Source organism: Enterobacter sp. 342, assembly GCF_036663495.1.
Lineage (GTDB): Bacteria > Pseudomonadota > Gammaproteobacteria > Enterobacterales > Enterobacteriaceae > Enterobacter.
Genome location: NZ_JAWUEI010000011.1, coordinates 55,434 through 75,561, shown reverse-complemented (window position 1 = coordinate 75,561; position 20,128 = coordinate 55,434). Strand labels below are relative to the sequence as shown.

Sequence of the window (20,128 nt, the reverse complement as noted above, 5' to 3'; positions counted from 1 at the left end):
TCACGCCACCAGCAAGGAGACGAACGCTAAAAATGCGAAACCAAAACCGGCCCAGGTGATGCGCGAAGTCGCGACAAAACGCAGACGCGCCATGCTGTTTTCAAACAGGGCAATTACCAGTACACCGACAAGCAGTTTGAGCGCCGCAACGACCACGGCCAGCACCAGACCACTCACCGAGAAATGCGTCATCTGTCCCCACGGGAAGAAGGCACCGACAAACATCTGCAGTACCATCAGCTGTTTGAGGCTGATGCCCCACTTCAGCACCGCAAAGCCATAGCCGCTGTACTCCGTCAGCGGCCCTTCCTGCAGCTCCTGCTCCGCTTCCGCGAGGTCGAACGGCAGTTTGCCCATCTCAATAAAGGTGGCAAACGCGCAGGCACACAGCGCCAGAACCAGCGGAATGGAACGGGCCACCGGCCAGTGATAAACGGTGTTAGTGATAAAACTGATATGGGTTGAGCCTGCAACCTGCGCCGCCACCCAGAGTCCCAGCAGCAGGATCGGCTCGACGAGCACGCCGAGCATCGCCTCACGGCTTGCGCCAAGACCGGTAAACGGGCTCCCCGTGTCCAGGCCTGCTATCGCAAAGAAGAAACGGGCGATGGCGAAGAGATAGATAAGCGTGATCAAATCACCCAGTACCGGCAACGGTGAACCCACCGTTGCCACCGGCAGCGCGGTGGCGATGGTAAGCATCACGCCCACCATCACAAACGGTGTCAGGCGGAAAACCCAGCCTGCAGCATCCGGGGCCACGCTCTGGCGAGTGAGCAATTTGAAGAGATCGCGGTACTCCTGCAGCACGCCAGGCCCGCGACGGTTATGCATCCGGGCGCGCGCCACACGGCTCACCCCGGAAAGCAGCGGCGCGACGGCGAATAACACCAGCGCCTGAAGTAGTGCCAGTAACAAACTCATGTCAGGCTCCTCGTGAAATCACAATCACTACCAGCACCGCCAGCTCAATAACAGCCAGACGGCGGAACAGCGCAGGTACGGCAGCACTCTGCCAGCCAGGGATCCAGGCCACCGGGTTCAGCCAGTGGCGCAGCTTCAGCACGGCGGCAAAGTTCTCTTTCACCGGCATGGCAAAGCCGTGGGCGGTGATCACCATTGATTGCTCATGTTCATAACCGCAGGCCCACGCCGCACCGCGCGAACGGGACGCGAGTCGGTCGCGTTTGAAGAACAGCATCAGAATGAATGGCAGCAGCGGCGCGGCAATCAGCAGCAGCGCAATCATCGGCTGAGACACGGTGGTGTGCGCCGTGGTGAGCGGCAGCGGTATCGCGCTACCCAGCAACGGCAGCAGCCACGGTGCAGCCACACCGCCGATAACGCAGCACAGTGCCAGCGCGACAACGCTCGCGCCCATCAACACCGGTGCGCAGCAGGCGTTTTCCGCTTCACGCGTGCGCGGTGCGCCGAGGAAGGTGACGCCGTAAACTTTCGCCATACACATCACCGCCAGCGCCCCGGTCATCGCCAGACCAACCGCCAGCAGCGGACCTAATAACCGGGCGATGAACACATCGCTCTGACCGAGCGCGAAGAAGGACTGATAGATCACCCACTCCCCGGCAAAGCCGTTCAGCGGCGGTAATGCCGCCATCGCCATCAGCCCCACCAGCATGCACAAAGAGATAACGGGCATTTTTTTGCCAATGCCACCAAGCTTTTCGATATCGCGATGGCCAGTGCGGAACCAGACGCTCCCCGCGCCCAGGAACAGCGTGCTTTTAAACAGGCTATGGTTAATCAGGTGATAGAGACCGCCGATAAAACCGGCCGCAATCAGCGCCGGTTGATTGAGCGCTAACCCGGTCACGCCCGCGCCAATACCGAGCAGGATAATGCCGATATTTTCCAGCGTGTGGTACGCCAGAAGACGCTGGATATTATGCTCCATCAGGGCGTACAGACCGCCGACGAACGCGGTGATCATCCCGGCGACCAACAGCACGACACCCCACCACAGCGGCGGTTGTCCGCTGGTCAGCGTAATCGCCAGAATGCCGAACAGCCCCACTTTCATCACCACCACAGAAAACAGCGCGGCAGCGGGTGCAGAGGCATTTGCATGCGCCTGTGGCACCCAGCCGTGCAGCGGGATGATCCCGGCGAGCAGGCCAAAACCGAGCACACCCAGTAGCCAGACATCATTCCCCAATGGATGACCGTTGAGTACGGAGAAGTCCAGCGTGCCGAAGCGCTGCCACACCAGCCAGCAGGCCAGCGCCAGCAGCAGCGTCCCGAGGCGGCCCAGCGCAAACCATAGTTTGCCGGAGGCGCTACAGCCCGTCAGGAAGACACCACACAGCGCCATGATCTCCGCCATCACCACCAGAGCCCCAAGGTTACTGGCGATAACGGTACAGACCGCCGTTGCCAGCAGCAGGTTGACCAGCAGGCCGTTGGCTTTAGTATTCTGATGGCGGTGCCAGTCGATATTGAACAGACTGATAAACAGACCGCACAGACCAAACGTCACCAGCCAGATGGCATTTAGCGGCGTAATTTCCACAGTGTGGCGAATCAGCGGCATCACGGCCTCTACGGATTGGCCGCCGAGCAGGACGACACCACCTGCCGCCAGCGTCATCAGGCTACCGACCGCCCCGCCGATCCCGGCGATCCAGCCGCTCAGGGTTTTATGCAAAGAGAAGATCAGCGCCAGTACTGCGGCGGCGGTAAAGTACGCCACGGCGCTGTTGATCATGGTTATGGCGTTCATTTCGCCTCCTCATTAAGCGCCTGCAGAAGCGATAGATCGCCAAAATCGCTATTGATGGTCAGCTCACGTTTACGCTTGCTGGTACGGGCGATGTCGCGAATGTTAACCAGAATCAGTGCTTTGGTCGGGCAGGTGCGTACGCACGCTGGGCCTTGCTCATCGAAGCTGCACAGGTCGCATTTCACCGCTACGGCACGAATGCCGGGGACCCAGTCGAGCAGCGAACTTACCTTCGCGGGGGCCGGAGGCGCAGGAGGCGCTTTCGGCGTATTGGCATTGGCCGGAATATGCAGTGGGCGGCTGCCGGAAAATTCAATCGCGCCGAACGGGCAGGCAATGCCGCACAGCTTGCAGCTCACGCACAGGCTTTCGTTCAACTGGACAGCGCCATCAACGCGAGTGATGGCATTCACAGGGCAAACACCCGCGCAAGGGGCATCTTCACAGTGATGACAGAGCTGCGGGGCAGACTCTTTTTCATTACGCATGATGTGCAGGCGCGGCATGGACTGTAACCCATGCAGGCGATGCGTTTCCGAACACGCCGCCTCACAGGTTCGACAGCCAATACAGACCGTCGAGTCAGCAATTACAAAACGGTTCACCGGGTTATCCTCTGGTGATAGTCATTTTTGACGAAAAACTGTCTTGTCGACACTTCTCGACACGTAAGAGTCAGGCCACATTCGCTGAGGCATGTGCATCCATTAACTGCGCCAGATTGACCGGGAGATCGTGTTCAACGGCGGCGTATAAACCGTCATAAACTGGCGCGATTTTTTCCAGATAGTGCTCCAGCACCTGCTGGCGATCACGGTTACTGACGTGACCATCCACCATGCCGTCTGCCATCAACTGTGCCTTCGCAATACACTGTTTTTCACCGTCTTTTGTCTCGAGGTAGTACTCAATGGTGTGGCTGTTGAAGTTATCCGCCAGGGTAACGTTGATGGTGAAATGGCCGAAGAGGACAAAGCGCATATCACCTTGTGCTGCACAACTCATTGCGTGGTGAAGACGTGCTTTCGACAGGGTGATGCCCTGTACCAGAGAGTTGCAGTACAGGTGCCACTGGTCCTGTAATTGCTGATGGCGCTGCGCGATGTAATCCGCTTTTTCGCTGATTTCCCAAATAGTCATAAAAGGTATCCGGTTAATGGAGATAGCGGCTGTTAAGCAGATTCCATGCCAGTTTTTATTTTATTGATTTTAAAGAAATTAAAATAAGAGACACCTGTCAACTCCGCGGTGTCGACGTGTCATTTCGACAGCGTTGACATCGTCACCCCTTAACAAAAATCAAGCTGGCATTGTTATTGCATTACCGGGGCAATTCATTGAGGAGGCGTCATGCACGAAATCACCCTCTGCCAGCGGGCTCTGGAGCTTATCGAACAGCAGGCAGTGCAAAACCACGCGAAACGCGTCACCGGTGTCTGGCTGAAAGTCGGGGCATTTTCCTGTGTCGAGACCAGCGCCCTGAATTTCTGTTTTGAGCTGGTTTGTCGCGGCACGCTGGCGGAAGGCTGCGAACTCCATATTGAAGAGCAGCAGGCAGAGTGCTGGTGTGAACAATGTCAGCAGTACATCACCCTGCTCTCATCGAAGGTTCAGCGCTGTCCGCAATGCCAGAGTGCCGGGCTGCGCATCGTGGCGGATGACGGCATGCAGATCCAACGACTCGAAATCGAGAAGGAGTAAATTATGTGTAGCACCTGCGGTTGCGGCGAAGGCAACCTGTATATAGAAGGGGATGAACACCGTCCTCACTCCGCGTTTCGCTCCGCGCCCTTTTCACCCGCCCCGCGCCCTGCATCGGCATTAACCGGTATCACTTTCGCTCCTCAACAATCTGACGCGGGTGACCTGCATTACGGTCACGGCGAAGCGGGGACACATGCGCCGGGCATCAGCCAGCGCCAGATGCTGGAAGTCGAAATCAACGTGCTGGACAAAAATAACCGGATCGCCGCCCGCAACCGTGCCCGTTTTGCTACCCGCAAACAGCTGGTGCTGAATCTGGTCTCCAGCCCCGGTTCCGGCAAAACTACGCTGCTGACAGAGACCCTCAAACGCCTGAATGCGCGAGTCTCCTGCGCGGTGATCGAAGGTGATCAGCAGACGGTTAACGACGCCGCCCGTATTCGCGAAACCGGCACGCCTGCCATTCAGGTCAATACAGGCAAAGGCTGCCACCTGGATGCGCAGATGATTGCCGACGCCACTCCGCGTCTGCCACTGGCAGATAACGGCATCCTGTTTATTGAAAACGTCGGCAACCTGGTTTGCCCGGCGAGCTTTGACCTCGGTGAACGGCATAAAGTGGCCGTGCTTTCGGTGACCGAAGGCGAAGACAAGCCGCTGAAATACCCGCATATGTTTGCCGCCGCGTCCATCATGTTGCTGAATAAGGTCGACCTGCTGCCATACCTGAATTTTGACGTGGATAAGTGCCTGGCATATGCCCGTGAAGTCAACCCGGACATTAGCATCCTGCTGGTGTCCGCCACGCGCGGCGACGGTATGGAAAACTGGTTGAACTGGCTGGAGAGCGAACGATGTGCATAGGCGTACCGGGACAAATTCACGCCATTGACGGGAATCAGGCCAGAGTCGATGTGTGTGGATTATTGCGCGATGTAGACCTGACGCTGGTCGGCAGTATTGATGAAACTGGCGCTTCACGCCTCGGCCAGTGGGTGCTGGTGCACGTGGGCTTTGCCATGAGTGTGATTAACGAAGCGGAAGCGCGCGACACGCTCGATGCGCTGCAAAATATGTTCGACGTGGAGCCTGACGTGGGCGCTCTGCTGTACGGCGAGGAGCAATAGCAGATGCGTTACGTTGATGAATACCGCGCGCCAGAACAAGTGATGCAGCTTATCGAACACCTGAAAATGCGAGCGGCGCTACTGGACTACAGCGCAGCAAAACCACTGCGCATTATGGAAGTGTGCGGTGGTCATACCCATGCCATCTTCAAATTTGGTCTCGACCAGCTTCTGCCAGAGAACATCGAGTTTATTCACGGCCCTGGCTGTCCGGTGTGTGTTCTGCCGATGGGACGTATCGACAGCTGTATCGAAATCGCCAGCCAGCCCGACGTCATTTTTTGCACCTTTGGCGACGCGATGCGTGTGCCAGGGAAAAATGGCTCACTATTGCAGGCTAAAGCGCGTGGAGCGGACATCCGCATCGTCTACTCGCCGATGGATGCCCTGAGGCTGGCAGCGGATAACCCCACCCGTAAAATCGTGTTTTTCGGTCTGGGTTTTGAAACCACCATGCCGGCCACGGCAATCACGCTACAACAGGCCAGAGCCCGCAACATCAAGAACTTTTTCTTTTTCTGCCAGCACATTACGCTCATCCCCACGCTGCGTAGCCTGCTGGAAGAACCGGGTAACGGCATTGACGCTTTCCTGGCACCAGGCCATGTCAGCATGGTCATCGGTACAGACGCCTACGGTTTTATCGCTGAACAGTACAATCGTCCATTAGTGGTGGCTGGTTTCGAACCTCTTGATCTACTGCAAGGCGTGACCATGCTGGTTGAGCAGAAAATAGCAGCCCTGAGTACGGTGGAAAATCAGTACCGCCGCGTCGTGCCTGACGCAGGCAATACACGCGCTCAGCAAGCCATTGCGGAGGTGTTTAGCGTCGAAGGCGACAGTGAATGGCGCGGCCTGGGACTGATTGCCGAATCCGGCGTGCGTCTGACGCCTGCGTATCAATCATTCGATGCTGAAGCGCATTTCCATCCGCAACCACAACAGGTTTGCGACGATCCCCGGTCTCGCTGCGGCGAGGTCCTCACGGGCAAATGCAAACCTCATCAATGCCCGTTATTTGGCAACACCTGTAACCCGCAAACGGCGTTTGGCGCGCTGATGGTCTCCTCAGAAGGAGCCTGTGCCGCGTGGTATCAGTATCGCAATCAGGAGTGTGAAGCATGAGCACGGTGGAAATGGCGCATGGCAGCGGTGGGCAGGCAATGCAGCAGCTGATTAGCCGGCTGTTTATGGAGGCGTTTAATAACCCCTGGCTCGCTGAGCAGGAAGATCAGGCGCGCATTGACCTGGCAACCCTCACCTCGCAAGGCGACAGACTGGCGTTCTCCACCGACAGCTATGTGATTGACCCGTTGTTCTTCCGGGGCGGCGATATAGGTAAGCTCGCCATCTGCGGCACGGCAAACGACGTCGCTGTCAGCGGTGCCGTTCCACGCTACCTCTCCTGCGGATTTATCCTTGAAGAAGGTTTAGCGCTGGAGACGCTCACGACAGTGGTTAACAGTATGGCGCAGACCGCACGCGAGGCAGGGATTGCCATCGTCACAGGTGATACCAAAGTGGTGCAGCGCGGCGCAGCCGACAAGCTGTTCATTAACACCGCCGGCATGGGGGCTATCCCTGCCGATATTCACTGGGGGGCACAACAGCTTAACGTCGGCGACGTGCTTCTCGTGACAGGAACGCTGGGCTGTCATGGAGCGACTATCCTTAACCTGCGCGAAGGTTTAGGGCTGGATGGTGAACTGCGCAGCGACTGCGCGGTGCTCACCCCGCTTATTCAGACACTGCGTACCATTCCGGGCGTAAAAGCCCTTCGCGACGCCACCCGTGGCGGCGTGAATGCCGTGGTACATGAGTTCGCGGCAAGCTGCGGGTGGGGTATTGAACTTAGCGAGCGTAGTCTGCCCGTTAAGCCTGCCGTTCGCGGGCTGTGTGAATTATTAGGTCTTGATCCACTCAATTTTGCCAACGAAGGCAAGCTGGTGATCGGCGTTGAACGCCACGTCGCTGACGTGGTACTGGACATGCTACGTGCGCATCCTTTAGGGAAAGAGGCCGCCATTATTGGTGAAGTGGTTGAGCGCAAAGGGGTGCGCCTGACCGGGATTTTCGGCGTGAAACGTACGCTGGATCTACCGCACGCTGAACCCTTACCCCGTATTTGCTAGACCGCGCCAAAAGCGGTCAGCGCTGAAATTCTTTTATTTGCCAGTTTCTATTGGAAAGCAATATGCCGTATACACCGATGAGCGATCTTGGACAGCAGGGCCTGTTTGATATCACGCGCACACTTTTACAGCAGCCCGATCTCGGTGCGCTGAGCGATGCCCTGACGCGCATGGTCAGGCAATCTGCCCTGGCAGACAGCGCCGCCATTGTGCTCTGGCATAGCGGAACGCATCGCGCGAGCTACTACTCCACGCGTGGTAATGACAAAACGTTTGAATACGAAGATGAAACCTATCTCGCTCATGGCCCGGTGCGCCGTATTCTCTCCCGGCCTGAAATCCTGCACTGTAATTTTGAGGAGTTCCGGCAGGCCTGGCCGAGGCTGGCGGAAAGTTCTCTCTATCACTCTTTCGGTCATTACTGCATGTTGCCGCTGGCCGCGGAAGGTCATATTTTTGGTGGCTGCGAGTTTATCCGCACAACCGACCAGCCCTGGAGCGAGGCGGAATACGAGCGTCTGCACACCTTTACCCAGATTGTGGCCGTCGTCGCGGAGCAAATCCAAAGCCGTGTCACCAATAACGTCGATTACGACCTGCTGAGCCGCGAGCGCGACAACTTCCGCATTCTGGTCGCTATTACCAACGCCGTGCTTTCCCGGCTTGATATGGATGAACTGGTCAGCGAAGTCTCGAAAGAGATCCACCACTATTTCAAAATTGATGCCATCAGCATTGCGCTGCGGGGGCATCGTAAGGGCAAGCTGAATATCTACTCCACACATTACCTCGATGAAGCCAACCCGGCACACGAGCAAAGCGAAGTGGATGAAGCGGGTACGCTGTCTGAGCGGGTCTTCAAAAGCAAAGAGATCCTGCTGCTTAACCTTGACGAGCAGGATCCGGTAGCCCCCTATGAGCGGATGCTGTTTAACACCTGGGGCAACAAAATTCAGACCCTGTGCCTGCTGCCGCTGATGTCTGGCAATACCATGCTCGGCGTGCTAAAGCTGGCGCAATGTGAGGAAGGAGTGTTTACCACTGCCAACCTGAAGTTGCTGCGCCAGATCGCCGAGCGAATCTCCATCGCGCTGGATAACGCCCTGGCCTATCAGGAGATCCACCGTCTGAAAGAGCGGCTGGTGGATGAAAACCTGGCCCTGACCGAACAGCTCAACAACGTGGATAGCGAGTTTGGTGAAATCATCGGGCGCAGCGACGCGATGTACAGCGTACTCAAGCAGGTGGAGATGGTGGCTCAAAGCGACAGTACAGTTCTGATCCTGGGCGAAACTGGCACAGGTAAAGAGTTGATTGCCCGTGCCATCCATAACCTGAGCAACCGCAATGGTCGCCGGATGGTGAAAATGAACTGCGCGGCTATGCCCGCCGGTCTGCTGGAAAGCGATCTGTTCGGCCACGAACGCGGGGCGTTTACCGGTGCCAGTAGCCAGCGCCTGGGTCGTTTTGAGCTGGCTGACAAAAGCTCGCTGTTCCTCGACGAAGTCGGCGATATGCCGCTGGAACTGCAGCCTAAACTACTGCGGGTATTACAGGAGCAAGAGTTTGAGCGTCTTGGCAGCAACAAGCTGATCCAGACTGATGTACGGCTCATTGCCGCCACCAACCGTGACCTGAAAAAAATGGTCGCTGACCGCGAGTTTCGCAGCGATCTCTACTATCGCCTGAACGTCTTCCCGATCTTTCTGCCGCCCCTGCGCGAGCGCCCGGAAGATATCCCTCTGCTGGTCAAAGCCTTTACTGCCAAGATTGCGCGCCGGATGGGGCGCAATATCGACAGTATTCCTGCCGAAACGTTACGCACACTCTCTTCTATGGAGTGGCCTGGCAACGTACGTGAGCTGGAAAACGTTATTGAACGCGCGGTGTTACTGACGCGAGGTAGCGTGCTGCAACTGTCCCTGCCTGAGGTTACCCTGCCTGACGTGACCGTTCCCGCCGCCGAGATAGCGAAAGAGGGAGAAGATGAATTCCAGCTCATTATGCGCGTACTGAAAGAGACCAACGGTGTAGTAGCCGGGCCAAAAGGTGCGGCCCAGCGTTTAGGGTTAAAACGGACCACCCTGCTGTCGCGTATGAAGCGGCTGGGAATTGATAAAGAGAGTCTGGTTTAAGCTGTTATTCCGGCGGTGTTTTCCTGACACCGCCTTTTATTACCCTGCGCAATTGTCCCTCATTGACACAAAATCGTTTCCTCTGTATAAAATTCCGCCTTAATAATGAGTTTCATTTGCATCAAAAAATAATATTAATGATGGGTAGCATTTCATGAAAAAGATCTTCTGCGCGTTAGGCCTGACGATTGCGTCGGTCAGTTCTGCTCTGGCAACCACGTATCCTCTGACAATTGAAAACTGTGGCTATAAAGAGACGTTCACCCAGGCACCGGAACGCGTCGTGGCCCTCGGTCAGAACACCGTCGAAATTTTGCTCCTGCTGGGTCTGGAAGATAAAGTGAAGGCCAGCGCCTTCTGGCCGACCAAAGTGTTGCCGCAACTGGCTGCTCAAAATGCAAAAATCAAAACCCTGACGGTAGAAATTCCCACCCTTGAATCGATCCTTTCGCAAAACCCTGATTTTGTCCCTGCGCAGCTCCCGCTGTTGCTGGGCCCTGAAAGCAAGGTCGCGAAACGCGAAGATCTGGCTACCGTCGGCGTGAACAGCTATTTGTCACCGGGTATGTGCGCCACGAAAAAAGCTGCGGGAGATATGTACGGCAGCCGTCAAAAACTGTGGGATATGACATATCTCTATAAAGAAATTGATGATTTGGCCAAAATTTTCAATGTTGAAGACCGTGGTCAGGCCGTGATTGCTGATTTCAAAAAACGTGAGGCTGACCTGCGTAACGAATTCGGCAAAAATAAAAAAGACCTCTCGTTTGTCTTCTGGTTCTCCAGCTCATCCCCTTCTGCTGACGCTTATGTCGGTGGTAAAAACAGCGCCTCCGGGTTTATCGCCAATGTGCTGGGCGGGCATAACGCTATCACCTCTGAGACCGAATGGCCGACCGTGGGCTGGGAAAGCATTATTGCCGCTAATCCGGATGTGATCGTCGTCTCCAGCCTGGACCGCAACCGCTGGGCACTGGATAACGCGGAAGAAAAAATCAAATTCCTGAAAAGCGATCCGGCGGTCAGCCAGCTGGATGCGGTGAAAAAAGGCCATATCGTGGTGATGGACGGGCAGGCAATGAACCCAACGATTCGCACGATTTACGGGGCTGAGCAGGTCGGAGAACAGCTCAGAAAGCTGGGGCTGAACTGATGACCGTCGCTGTTCTTCAGGCCCGACAGGGCCTGTTTCTGACAATGTCATGTTTGCTCGCGTTTGTGCTGTTATTTCTGGTCATCGCGCTTGGCGTCAGCATCGGCGAGCTGTCTATCCCACTGCAAAATGTCTTTTATGCTATCAGCAATAAAATGGGGTTCACCGAGGTTCCGCTCAATCGCATCTATGAGAGTGTTATCTGGGACTTTCGCCTGAGCCGCGCACTGGTGGCTGCCTGCTGTGGCGCCGGGTTAGCCATCTGCGGCGCCGTATTACAAAGCCTGCTGAAGAACGCACTGGCGGAACCTTACGTGCTGGGCGTGTCTGCGGGTGCATCCACCGGGGCAGTTTCCGTCGTGGTATTGGGCATCGGCACCGGTGCGGTGTCGCTCTCTGCGGGGGCGTTTGCCGGAGCGTTCGCCGCCTTTGCCTTCGTCGCCTTCCTGACGAACGGTGCGCGTGGCGGCAATGAACGTACCATTCTGGCAGGGGTAGCCGCCTCTCAGCTGTTCAACGCCATTACCGCCTACACCATCAGCACCTCAGCCAGTGCCCAGCAAGCGCGTGATGTTATGTTCTGGCTGTTGGGCAGTTTCAGCGGTGTCCGCTGGCCTGAATTCCAGCTGGTGCTGGTTGTGGTACTGATTGGGTTAGCCGTTTGCCTCTACTATTCCCGGGCGCTGGATGCCTTTACTTTCGGTGATGATGCCGCCGCGTCCCTGGGCATTGCCGTCCCCTGGGTGCGCCTGGCACTCTTTACCACTACCGCGCTGATTACTGCCACAATCGTCAGCATGGCGGGCTCCATCGGCTTTGTAGGGCTGGTGGTACCGCATGTGATGCGTTTCCTGTTTGGGCCGCTGCACCGCACATTGCTGATTGCCAGCGCGCTGGCAGGGGCGATCCTGATGGTGCTGGCAGATATCGCCTCACGCATGCTGATTGCCCCACAAAGTCTGCCCGTAGGCGTGGTGACCGCGCTGGTGGGTGTACCTTTCTTTGCCGTGATTATCTACCGCTCAAGGAATAAGTGATGAGCATCTGCGCTGAAAATATTACCTGGAAGGTAGGCAAAAAAGTCATCGTTAATGACGTCTCTCTGAAGGTCTCCCGGGGTGAAACCGTCGGGCTGCTTGGACCAAATGGCTGCGGTAAATCCTCGCTTTTGCGTATCCTCGCGGGTCTTCGTCGCCCGGACATCGGCAGCGTAACTCTGGACGGGCAAGATATTTCCCGGATAGCCAAAAAGCAACTCGCCCGCCGGGTCGCCTTCGTTGAGCAACACGGGATGACCGAAGCGAATATGCGCGTACGTGACGTGGTAAAACTCGGTCGTATTCCGCACCACTCCCCTTTTTCAAACTGGAGCATGCACGATGACGAGACCGTCACCGCTGCCCTGCAAAGAGTGGACATGCAGGATAAAAGCGACCAGGGCTGGCTGAGCCTGTCTGGCGGTGAACGCCAGCGGGTGCACATTGCCCGTGCGCTGGCCCAGACTCCCACTGAAATCCTGCTGGATGAACCGACCAACCACCTGGACATTCACCATCAGATGCAGTTAATGCATTTGATCAGTGAGCTGCCTGTCACCAGTATTGTCGCTATCCACGATCTCAATCATGCTTCGATGTTCTGTGATTCGCTGATTGTAATGCAGAAAGGGCAAATCGTGACCACGGGAACCCCGCAGGAGATCTTAACCGAGGAGCTGCTCTGGGACGTCTTCCGGGTAAAAACCAAAATTGAGATCTCGCCGTTCCATGGCAAAAAGCATATTCATTTTATCGTTTAGGGGCGAGTGAACAACGATGTCCCTTCGTCCTGCCACCACACTCTGGCCACCCGTTTTACTGGGTAGCCAGTTTGTTTTTAATATTGGTTTTTATGCCGTTGTCCCCTTCCTGGCGATATTCCTGCGCGACGATATGCTGCTCTCCGGCGGGCTTATCGGACTGATTCTGGGCCTGCGAACCTTTTCACAGCAGGGAATGTTTATCGTCGGTGGTGCTCTCTCGGACCGGTTTGGCGCGAAAATCGTCATCCTGAGCGGGTGCATTATCCGCGTAGCGGGTTATTTGCTGCTGGCCTTCGGTCAATCTCTGTGGCCCATTATTCTCGGCGCATGTCTGACCGGCATCGGCGGAGCATTATTCTCCCCCTCCATTGAGGCTCTGCTGGCGAAAGCGGGTACCCACAGCGAGGCGAAAGGAAAACGTAGCCGGGCGGAATGGTTTGCTCTCTTTGCTGTCTGTGGTGAGCTCGGTGCAGTGCTGGGCCCGGTTGCGGGAGCTCTGCTGACAGGGCTTGGCTTCCGCCAGGTAGCGCTGGCGGGTGCGGGGGTCTTTATCATTGCGCTAGTGGTGCTCTACTTCTGCCTTCCAGCTTCACATCACCGTTCACAGACGCTAAACATACAGCCCTGGTGGACAACGTTCCGCCAGCCACGCTTTGTCGCCTTTATCATTGCCTACAGCTCGTGGCTGTTAAGCTATAACCAGCTTTATCTGGCGCTGCCGGTAGAGATCCAGCGTTCTGGTGGTAACGAGAAAGATCTCGGCCCACTTTTTATGCTGGCCTCCATTCTGATTATTACCTTACAGCTACCGCTGGCGCGTTTCGCCCGTCGCGTGGGCGCGGTGAGAATTCTGCCGGTGGGATTTGTGCTGCTTTCTGCCGCCTTTGCGAGCGTGGCGATGTTTGCGGCAACAGAACCGCCCGAAGGTTGGCTGCGACTTCTGCCATCGGTCTCTTTTGTCACGTTGCTGACGCTGGGACAAATGCTGCTGGTGCCATCGGCAAAAGATCTCATTCCGCGGTTCGCCGGGGAATCAACACTGGGGGCACACTACGGTGCTCTCTCCACTGCCGGGGGCGTCGCGGTACTGGTAGGAAATTTATTGTTTGGTAGCCTGCTGGATCGCGCCTTAGTCCCCTCAACCCAGGCGATTTACCCCTGGCTGTTGCTGGCCATCTTCCCGCTCTGTAGCGCATTAGCCCTGCACGTGATTTGCCGCCCGCTGAGAAGCTAAACCGGTCACTTTTTCGGGCGATACTTCTCGGGCAGTTCCGGCACGGGACGACGGTCATCCATCAGATGACGGATGGTCAGAATGGGGTGACGCCATAACATGCGCGGACCTGCCCAGCGCATGACCTGCTTCATCTCTTCACGTCTGGCAGGCTGGTAGCAGTGCACCGGACACTGTTTGCAGGCGGGTTTTTCTTCACCAAACACGCACTTATCCAGGCGTTTATCGGCATAAGCCTTAAGCGCCTGATAATACCCCTCTTCCTGAGAAGCCTGTGGACACTGCTTTTCATACAACGCGATCATTTTCGCGATTGTCTCTTTTTCTCGTGATATGCGTTTACCAGACATAACGACTTACTCAGCAATAAAGTGCATTAATAATACATTTTTAAACGCCAAATTTCAGTTGTTGCATTCCGTTTTCTGAAGCCTGATTCCAGTATTAAGCCTGCACCTCACGAAAATCACTGGTATTTTATACAGGCATCAGAAATGACTATTGTCCGTACTGCCAGGGGGGCCTATGCAAGAGATCGTGATAACCAAACCCTACCGCCATTTGAAAGTGGGGTATTTCAGAAAGCGTCATGAAGACCGTAAGACCAAGATACCAAAGCGTTACAGCGTGCATGCGGCGCTGAGCTTAAAAGGTGACTGGCTTGAACAGGCAGGGTTTACCACCAATTCCCAGGTCAGAGTGGGCGTAGAGCATGGAAAAATTGTCATTGAGTTAATGCCGGAAGGCGCCTCGTAAAGCCACGACATTTTTCTGCGCCGTACCTTTTTTTCATGCGACAATAGAAGGAACAAACGGCCACTGAGCCGATCAAAACGGTTTATTTTCAAAGAAATGGACATCATAACTCCATGAGCACAATCGACAATTTCGACGCACATACGCCGATGATGCAGCAGTATCTGAAGCTGAAGGCACAGCATCCGGAAATCCTGCTGTTTTACCGCATGGGCGATTTTTACGAGCTATTTTATGACGATGCTAAACGTGCGTCGCAGTTGCTCGATATCTCGCTGACCAAACGTGGCGCCTCGGCAGGTGAGCCAATCCCAATGGCAGGTATCCCGCATCACGCGGTAGAAAACTACCTGGCGAAACTGGTGAATCAGGGCGAGTCCGTCGCCATCTGCGAACAGATCGGCGACCCGGCGACCTCGAAAGGTCCGGTTGAGCGCAAAGTCGTGCGCATCGTCACGCCAGGTACCATCAGTGATGAAGCCCTGCTTCAGGAGCGTCAGGATAACCTGCTGGCGGCACTCTGGCAGGACAGCAAAGGGTTTGGCTACGCGACGCTCGACATCAGCTCCGGACGTTTTCGTCTGAGTGAACCAGCTGACCGTGAAACGATGGCTGCCGAATTGCAGCGCACCAACCCGGCAGAATTACTCTATGCCGAGGATTTCGCCGAAATGGCGCTTATCGAAGGTCGTCGTGGGTTGCGCCGCCGTCCGCTGTGGGAGTTCGAAATTGATACCGCGCGTCAGCAACTGAATCTCCAGTTTGGCACCCGCGATCTGATTGGCTTTGGCGTGGAAAACGCCCCGCGCGGACTGTGCGCAGCAGGTTGTCTTCTGCAGTACGTGAAAGACACCCAGCGCACCGCCCTGCCGCATATCCGCTCTATCACGATGGAACGCCAGCAGGACAGCATCATCATGGATGCCGCCACGCGCCGTAACCTGGAGATCACGCAGAACCTGGCGGGTGGCGTAGAAAATACGCTCGCGTCGGTCCTCGACAGTACGGTGACGCCGATGGGCAGCCGTATGCTAAAGCGTTGGCTGCATATGCCTGTCCGCAATACGGATACGTTGGTTTGCCGTCAGCAGACGATTGCCGCATTACAGGATCGTTATGCCGAACTTCAGCCCGTCCTGCGACAGGTGGGCGATCTGGAACGTATCCTGGCCCGTCTGGCTCTGCGGACAGCGCGCCCACGCGATCTCGCTCGAATGCGTCATGCTTTCCAGCAGTTGCCGGAACTGCGTGCGCAGTTAAGCGACGTAGACAGCGCCCCTGTTCAAAAACTCCGTGAAACCATGGGCGAATTTACCGAACTTCGCGAGCTGCTGGAGCGAGCCATTATTGATGCGCCTCCGGTTCTGGTGCGTGATGGCGGCGTGATTGCTCCTGGCTATAACGAAGAGCTGGACGAATGGCGTGCGCTGGCCGACGGCGCAACGGACTACCTTGATAAGCTGGAAATCCGCGAGCGCGAACGCCTTGGGCTCGACACCCTGAAAGTGGGTTATAACGCGGTACACGGTTACTATATTCAGATCAGCCGCGGGCAGAGCCACCTGGCACCGATTCACTACGTGCGTCGTCAGACATTGAAAAATGCAGAACGCTACATTATTCCTGAACTGAAAGAGTACGAGGACAAAGTTCTCACCTCGAAAGGTAAAGCGCTGGCTCTGGAAAAACAGCTTTATGACGAGCTGTTTGACATGCTGATGCCGCACCTGGCCGACCTGCAGTTAAGCGCCAGTGCGCTGGCGGAACTGGATGTTCTGGTGAACCTGGCGGAACGCGCTGAAACGCTGAACTATACCTGCCCGACTTTTAGCGATAAACCCGGCATTCGCATTACCGAAGGTCGTCACCCGGTAGTAGAGCAGGTGCTTAACGAACCCTTCATCGCTAACCCCCTGAACCTGTCACCGCAGAGAAGGATGCTGATCATTACCGGTCCGAACATGGGCGGTAAGAGTACCTATATGCGCCAGACAGCGCTGATCGCGCTGCTCGCCTACATCGGCAGCTACGTCCCGGCGCAAAACGTGGAGATTGGCCCCATCGACCGCATCTTTACCCGCGTGGGCGCAGCGGACGATCTGGCTAGCGGCCGCTCAACCTTCATGGTCGAGATGACCGAAACGGCTAACATTCTGCATAACGCGACCGAACACAGCCTGGTGCTGATGGACGAAGTCGGACGCGGAACATCAACCTATGATGGTCTATCACTGGCATGGGCCTGTGCTGAAAGTCTGGCGAATAAGATCAAGGCAATGACCCTGTTCGCAACCCACTATTTCGAACTGACACAGTTGCCGGAGAAAATGGAAGGGGTTGCTAACGTCCACCTTGATGCGCTGGAACACGGCGACACTATCGCCTTTATGCACACGGTGCAGGATGGTGCGGCGAGCAAGAGCTATGGCCTGGCCGTCGCGGCCCTGGCTGGCGTACCAAAAGAGGTGATCAAGCGCGCGCGTCAGAAACTGCGTGAGCTGGAAAGCCTCTCACCGAATGCGGCAGCAACGCAGATTGATGGCACACAGATGTCGCTGTTAGCACCCGCGGAAGAGACGTCGCCAGCAGTAGAAGCCCTGGAAAACCTCGACCCGGATTCCCTGACGCCGCGTCAGGCACTGGAGTGGATTTATCGGCTGAAGAGTCTGGTTTAGTTCTCTGCGGTCCTATGCCCGGTGGCGCTGCGCTTACCGGGCCTACGGATCCTTATCAAAGATTAATTCACGCTGGAACGCATAAAATCAATAAAGCTGCGCACTTTTGCGGGTACGTGCCGGGCATCAGGATAAACCGCATAGATACCCTGCCGCGCAAAGGTGTATCCCGGTAAAACAGATACCAGATTTCCCGCATCCAGTGCCTCCCGCACCAGCCACTCCGGCAGTAACGCCACACCACTTCCTGCAAGTGCAAAGGCCATTAGCGCCTGCGCACTGTCGGCAAACAAACGCGGTGCTTTTTTAATTTCCAGCGTCTCTGGTGCACCGCTGGCATCTTTTACCTGCCAGTGCAACGGCGAGGCCAGGCGCTCGTGAATGATCCAGTTGGCGTGTGCCAGTTGTTCCAGTGATTCGATCGGATTTTTCGCCAGCCACTCAGGCGTCGCGACGGGCAGGATGGAGAAGTGCGAGATCGCAGCAGCGTGATAGCGTGAATCGGCGAGCGTTCCCAGCCGGATGGCGACATCAAAGCGTTCTGAAATTAGGTCGGCATGCAGCGACGACGAAACATGTCGCACGCGAAGATCAGGATGCTGCTGGCTAAACCTGGCCAGCAAGGGAACCACGACTCGTGAGCCATACTCCGGTGTTGTCGTGATCCGCAATTCCCCCGTGAGCCCGCCATGATTCGCGCGCACATCGTCCTGCAATTGCTCTGCATCTTTCAGAAGCGCAACGCTGCGTTGATGAAAAAGCACGCCTGCCTCGGTTAAGGTGAGACGTCGGGTGGAACGCAACAACAGGGTGACGCCCAGTTCAGCTTCGAGCTGGCGGATATTGAAGCTAACCACAGCTTTTGTCAGCCCCATCGCGTCGGCTGCCGCAGTGAAACTGCCGGTATCCGCTACCGCTACAAACATTGCCGTCCGCTGTAAATTAATCATCGTCACTCTTTTTACTGTCAAAATATATTTGACAGTATATCTCGCTTTGTCGCATTTATCCGTACCTCCCGGACCGCTACGATACGCCACCTCACGGGAGGAACCGCCATGACGTATCGCAGCAAAGTCGCCGTTGTTTATCTGCTGGGCTTTTTTCTTGATTTGATCAACATGTTTATTGCCAGTGTCGCCTTTCCGGCAATAGCACACACGTTTAACGCCACGCCTTCAGCGCTTGCCTGGGTCAGTAACGGGTATATTGCCGGGCTGACGCTGGTGATCCCTTTTAGCACCGTACTGACACGCCGCATCGGGCCAAAGCGCGTCATACTGCTCTCGCTTTTACTGTTCAGTGCAACCTCTGCTGCGGCAGGCTTGTCTTCCTCACTGGAAAGCCTGATTGCCTGGCGAGTACTGCAGGGAGTGGGAGGTGGCTTATTGATCCCCGTCGGACAGGCGCTGACCTGGCAACAGTTTAAGCCCCACGAGCGTGCCAGACTTTCTTCAGCGGTCATGCTGGTGGCGTTGCTTGCTCCCGCTTGCTCACCTGCTATCGGCGGAGTTCTGGTGCAGATGTTAAGCTGGCGGTGGATATTTTTTGCCACCCTTCCTGTTGCGGTGGTGACGTTTATTTTGGCTTGTCTGTGGCTGAAACACGAAATGCCACCGATGAAAGCGACCAGGCTGTTAAATCTACCTTTGCTGTTGGACCCGCTTCTGCGTTTTTCCATGCTGGTCTATTTATGTGTACCCGGCATGTTTATTGGGGTTAACGTAACGGGTATGTTTTATCTTCAGAACGAAGCGAACATGACGCCTGCCGAAACGGGAATGCTCATGCTTCCATGGTCTCTGGCATCATTCATGGCAATCACCTTGACGGGCCGCTATTTTAACCGCATCGGCCCCCGGCCACTTATTGTCACGGGTTGCCTGCTGCAGGCGCAGGGCATTTTGCTGCTGCTCAATGTCAACTCAGCCACAACAGCGCTGTTACCCACTGTTGCGTTTATTTTGATGGGAGCAGGAGGAAGTCTTTGCAGCAGCACGGCGCAGAGTAGTGCTTTTTTGACAACCCGTCGGGAAGAGATGCCGGACGCCAGCGCCCTGTGGAATCTTAATCGCCAGTTGAGCTTTTTTGCCGGAGCCCTGCTACTGGCACAGATGCTAAACCTGGCCCAGGTTTATCTGACACCTCTCGCCGCGTGGCACGGGATGTTTATTTTTGCCGCAGGCATCACCTTATTGCCTGTACTGTATGCTTTTCGTCTTAACAATAAGCAGGTGCTAACACAACTGCGACAGGAGAATTCATGACGCTTTTCGAACAAGAGATTATCGACCTCCACATTGCGCTCGAAAGCTGGTTAGGCAATGGCGAAGGTGATGTCGACGCGCTACTCGCCCGTTTCCGGCCTGATTTTCTGATGATCCCGCCAGGGGGTACCCATATTGACTATGACGGTCTTGTCAGTTTTCTGGAAAAACAGCGCGGGAGTCGTCCCAGGCTGAAGATCGTCATTGATGACTTAACAACGCGACAGGCGTGGAGCCACGGTGCGGTGCTTCACTACCGGGAAACACAAACTCGCCCCGATCACCCGGTCAACGTGCGCTGGTCAACCGCCCTGCTTAATCTGGAAGGTGAGTTGATCTCATGGCGTTTGCTGCACGAAACGGCACAGCCATAGAACAAAAGAAAAAGGCCCGTCTCACGACGG

20 protein-coding genes are annotated in these 20,128 nt (G+C 55.9%); 14 read left to right on the top strand and 6 right to left on the bottom strand.

All coding sequences use genetic code 11. The annotated features are described in order from the left end of the window. The 4 genes from V6E55_RS11300 to hycA all read right to left on the bottom strand — a co-directional run bounded on the left by V6E55_RS11300 (position 1) and on the right by hycA (position 3,880). Positions 1–924, bottom strand: coding sequence for a respiratory chain complex I subunit 1 family protein (locus V6E55_RS11300; protein ID WP_316942828.1), 924 nt, complete (start codon positions 922–924; stop codon positions 1–3). A gap of 1 nt (position 925) precedes the next feature. Then, positions 926–2,740: a formate hydrogenlyase subunit 3 gene (gene hycC / locus V6E55_RS11295; protein WP_316942826.1), complete on the bottom strand. Its 1,815-nt coding sequence runs from the start codon at positions 2,738–2,740 to the stop codon at positions 926–928. Beyond that, positions 2,737–3,345: a 4Fe-4S dicluster domain-containing protein gene (locus V6E55_RS11290; RefSeq protein WP_236921109.1), complete on the bottom strand. Its 609-nt coding sequence runs from the start codon at positions 3,343–3,345 to the stop codon at positions 2,737–2,739. Before V6E55_RS11290 ends, hycC begins: the two co-directional genes overlap by 4 nt. Positions 3,346–3,415: 70 nt before the next feature. Beyond that, positions 3,416–3,880 (bottom strand): formate hydrogenlyase regulator HycA, encoded by a 465-nt coding sequence (gene hycA / locus V6E55_RS11285; RefSeq protein WP_129995095.1) that lies wholly within the window; start codon positions 3,878–3,880, stop codon positions 3,416–3,418. Positions 3,881–4,090: 210 nt separating this feature from the next. On the opposite strand from hycA, the gene hypA reads away from it, so the two are divergent. The 10 genes from hypA (at position 4,091) to V6E55_RS11235 (ending at position 14,026) form a co-directional block, all read left to right on the top strand. Beyond that, on the top strand, positions 4,091–4,441 hold the full coding sequence (hypA, locus tag V6E55_RS11280) for a hydrogenase maturation nickel metallochaperone HypA (RefSeq protein WP_114978638.1): 351 nt from the start codon (positions 4,091–4,093) through the stop codon (positions 4,439–4,441). A 3-nt stretch (positions 4,442–4,444) separates the two neighbouring features. After that, positions 4,445–5,308: a hydrogenase nickel incorporation protein HypB gene (gene hypB, locus V6E55_RS11275; RefSeq protein WP_236921107.1), complete on the top strand. Its 864-nt coding sequence runs from the start codon at positions 4,445–4,447 to the stop codon at positions 5,306–5,308. Next, a complete protein-coding gene (locus V6E55_RS11270; RefSeq protein ID WP_316942824.1) occupies positions 5,299–5,571 on the top strand; it encodes a HypC/HybG/HupF family hydrogenase formation chaperone in 273 nt (90 codons plus the stop codon). The genes hypB and V6E55_RS11270 overlap by 10 nt, the downstream gene beginning before the upstream one ends. A gap of 3 nt (positions 5,572–5,574) precedes the next feature. Then, positions 5,575–6,696 carry a hydrogenase formation protein HypD gene (gene hypD, locus V6E55_RS11265; RefSeq protein WP_316942823.1) on the top strand — a complete coding sequence of 374 codons (1,122 nt, stop codon included), beginning with the start codon at positions 5,575–5,577 and terminating at the stop codon, positions 6,694–6,696. Continuing rightward, positions 6,693–7,703: a hydrogenase expression/formation protein HypE gene (hypE, locus tag V6E55_RS11260; RefSeq protein WP_316942822.1), complete on the top strand. Its 1,011-nt coding sequence runs from the start codon at positions 6,693–6,695 to the stop codon at positions 7,701–7,703. The genes hypD and hypE overlap by 4 nt, the downstream gene beginning before the upstream one ends. Positions 7,704–7,765: 62 nt before the next feature. Next, positions 7,766–9,838, top strand: coding sequence for a formate hydrogenlyase transcriptional activator FlhA (gene flhA / locus V6E55_RS11255; RefSeq protein WP_114978634.1), 2,073 nt, complete (start codon positions 7,766–7,768; stop codon positions 9,836–9,838). Positions 9,839–9,992: 154 nt separating this feature from the next. Then, on the top strand, positions 9,993–10,991 hold the full coding sequence (locus tag V6E55_RS11250; RefSeq protein ID WP_129995089.1) for an ABC transporter substrate-binding protein: 999 nt from the start codon (positions 9,993–9,995) through the stop codon (positions 10,989–10,991). After that, positions 10,991–12,028, top strand: coding sequence for a FecCD family ABC transporter permease (locus V6E55_RS11245; protein WP_316942821.1), 1,038 nt, complete (start codon positions 10,991–10,993; stop codon positions 12,026–12,028). The genes V6E55_RS11250 and V6E55_RS11245 overlap by 1 nt, the downstream gene beginning before the upstream one ends. Further along, the gene (locus V6E55_RS11240) at positions 12,028–12,789 is read left to right on the top strand and encodes an ABC transporter ATP-binding protein (RefSeq protein ID WP_129995087.1); all 762 of its coding nucleotides are present in this window, start codon (positions 12,028–12,030) and stop codon (positions 12,787–12,789) included. The genes V6E55_RS11245 and V6E55_RS11240 overlap by 1 nt, the downstream gene beginning before the upstream one ends. A 16-nt stretch (positions 12,790–12,805) precedes the next feature. Beyond that, on the top strand, positions 12,806–14,026 hold the full coding sequence (locus tag V6E55_RS11235; RefSeq protein ID WP_316942820.1) for an MDR family MFS transporter: 1,221 nt from the start codon (positions 12,806–12,808) through the stop codon (positions 14,024–14,026). A 5-nt stretch (positions 14,027–14,031) separates the two neighbouring features. Here V6E55_RS11235 and V6E55_RS11230 read toward each other — a convergent pair whose 3' ends face one another. Continuing rightward, positions 14,032–14,376 (bottom strand): nitrous oxide-stimulated promoter family protein, encoded by a 345-nt coding sequence (locus tag V6E55_RS11230; RefSeq protein WP_114978629.1) that lies wholly within the window; start codon positions 14,374–14,376, stop codon positions 14,032–14,034. A gap of 175 nt (positions 14,377–14,551) precedes the next feature. Between V6E55_RS11230 and V6E55_RS11225 the strand changes: the two genes are divergently transcribed. After that, positions 14,552–14,782: a SymE family type I addiction module toxin gene (locus V6E55_RS11225; protein WP_114978628.1), complete on the top strand. Its 231-nt coding sequence runs from the start codon at positions 14,552–14,554 to the stop codon at positions 14,780–14,782. 113 nt (positions 14,783–14,895) lie between these two features. Further along, on the top strand, positions 14,896–17,457 hold the full coding sequence (gene mutS, locus V6E55_RS11220) for a DNA mismatch repair protein MutS (protein WP_114978627.1): 2,562 nt from the start codon (positions 14,896–14,898) through the stop codon (positions 17,455–17,457). Positions 17,458–17,519: 62 nt separating this feature from the next. Here the strand turns inward: mutS and V6E55_RS11215 are convergent, their stop codons facing one another. Continuing rightward, positions 17,520–18,407, bottom strand: coding sequence for a LysR family transcriptional regulator (locus V6E55_RS11215; protein WP_316942819.1), 888 nt, complete (start codon positions 18,405–18,407; stop codon positions 17,520–17,522). Positions 18,408–18,515: 108 nt separating this feature from the next. Here V6E55_RS11215 and V6E55_RS11210 point away from each other — a divergent pair, with 108 nt between their 5' ends. After that, complete coding sequence (locus tag V6E55_RS11210) at positions 18,516–19,724, top strand: MFS transporter (protein WP_316942818.1); 1,209 nt, start codon at positions 18,516–18,518, stop codon at positions 19,722–19,724. After that, positions 19,721–20,098: a DUF4440 domain-containing protein gene (locus V6E55_RS11205; RefSeq protein ID WP_316942817.1), complete on the top strand. Its 378-nt coding sequence runs from the start codon at positions 19,721–19,723 to the stop codon at positions 20,096–20,098. The genes V6E55_RS11210 and V6E55_RS11205 overlap by 4 nt, the downstream gene beginning before the upstream one ends. Positions 20,099–20,128 lie beyond the last annotated feature (30 nt).

Bases quoted from the DNA above. Each gene is read 5' to 3' on its own strand.
- V6E55_RS11300 (WP_316942828.1), bottom strand. From the start codon at position 924: ATGAGTTTGTTACTGGCACTACTTCAGGCGCTGGTGTTATTCGCCGTC.
- hycC (WP_316942826.1), bottom strand. From the start codon at position 2,740: ATGAACGCCATAACCATGATCAACAGCGCCGTGGCGTACTTTACCGCC.
- hycA (WP_129995095.1), bottom strand. From the start codon at position 3,880: ATGACTATTTGGGAAATCAGCGAAAAAGCGGATTACATCGCGCAGCGC.
- hypA (WP_114978638.1), top strand. From the start codon at position 4,091: ATGCACGAAATCACCCTCTGCCAGCGGGCTCTGGAGCTTATCGAACAG.
- hypB (WP_236921107.1), top strand. From the start codon at position 4,445: ATGTGTAGCACCTGCGGTTGCGGCGAAGGCAACCTGTATATAGAAGGG.
- V6E55_RS11270 (WP_316942824.1), top strand. From the start codon at position 5,299: ATGTGCATAGGCGTACCGGGACAAATTCACGCCATTGACGGGAATCAG.
- hypD (WP_316942823.1), top strand. From the start codon at position 5,575: ATGCGTTACGTTGATGAATACCGCGCGCCAGAACAAGTGATGCAGCTT.
- hypE (WP_316942822.1), top strand. From the start codon at position 6,693: ATGAGCACGGTGGAAATGGCGCATGGCAGCGGTGGGCAGGCAATGCAG.
- flhA (WP_114978634.1), top strand. From the start codon at position 7,766: ATGCCGTATACACCGATGAGCGATCTTGGACAGCAGGGCCTGTTTGAT.
- V6E55_RS11250 (WP_129995089.1), top strand. From the start codon at position 9,993: ATGAAAAAGATCTTCTGCGCGTTAGGCCTGACGATTGCGTCGGTCAGT.
- V6E55_RS11245 (WP_316942821.1), top strand. From the start codon at position 10,991: ATGACCGTCGCTGTTCTTCAGGCCCGACAGGGCCTGTTTCTGACAATG.
- V6E55_RS11240 (WP_129995087.1), top strand. From the start codon at position 12,028: ATGAGCATCTGCGCTGAAAATATTACCTGGAAGGTAGGCAAAAAAGTC.
- V6E55_RS11235 (WP_316942820.1), top strand. From the start codon at position 12,806: ATGTCCCTTCGTCCTGCCACCACACTCTGGCCACCCGTTTTACTGGGT.
- V6E55_RS11230 (WP_114978629.1), bottom strand. From the start codon at position 14,376: ATGTCTGGTAAACGCATATCACGAGAAAAAGAGACAATCGCGAAAATG.
- V6E55_RS11225 (WP_114978628.1), top strand. From the start codon at position 14,552: ATGCAAGAGATCGTGATAACCAAACCCTACCGCCATTTGAAAGTGGGG.
- mutS (WP_114978627.1), top strand. From the start codon at position 14,896: ATGAGCACAATCGACAATTTCGACGCACATACGCCGATGATGCAGCAG.
- V6E55_RS11215 (WP_316942819.1), bottom strand. From the start codon at position 18,407: ATGATTAATTTACAGCGGACGGCAATGTTTGTAGCGGTAGCGGATACC.
- V6E55_RS11210 (WP_316942818.1), top strand. From the start codon at position 18,516: ATGACGTATCGCAGCAAAGTCGCCGTTGTTTATCTGCTGGGCTTTTTT.
- V6E55_RS11205 (WP_316942817.1), top strand. From the start codon at position 19,721: ATGACGCTTTTCGAACAAGAGATTATCGACCTCCACATTGCGCTCGAA.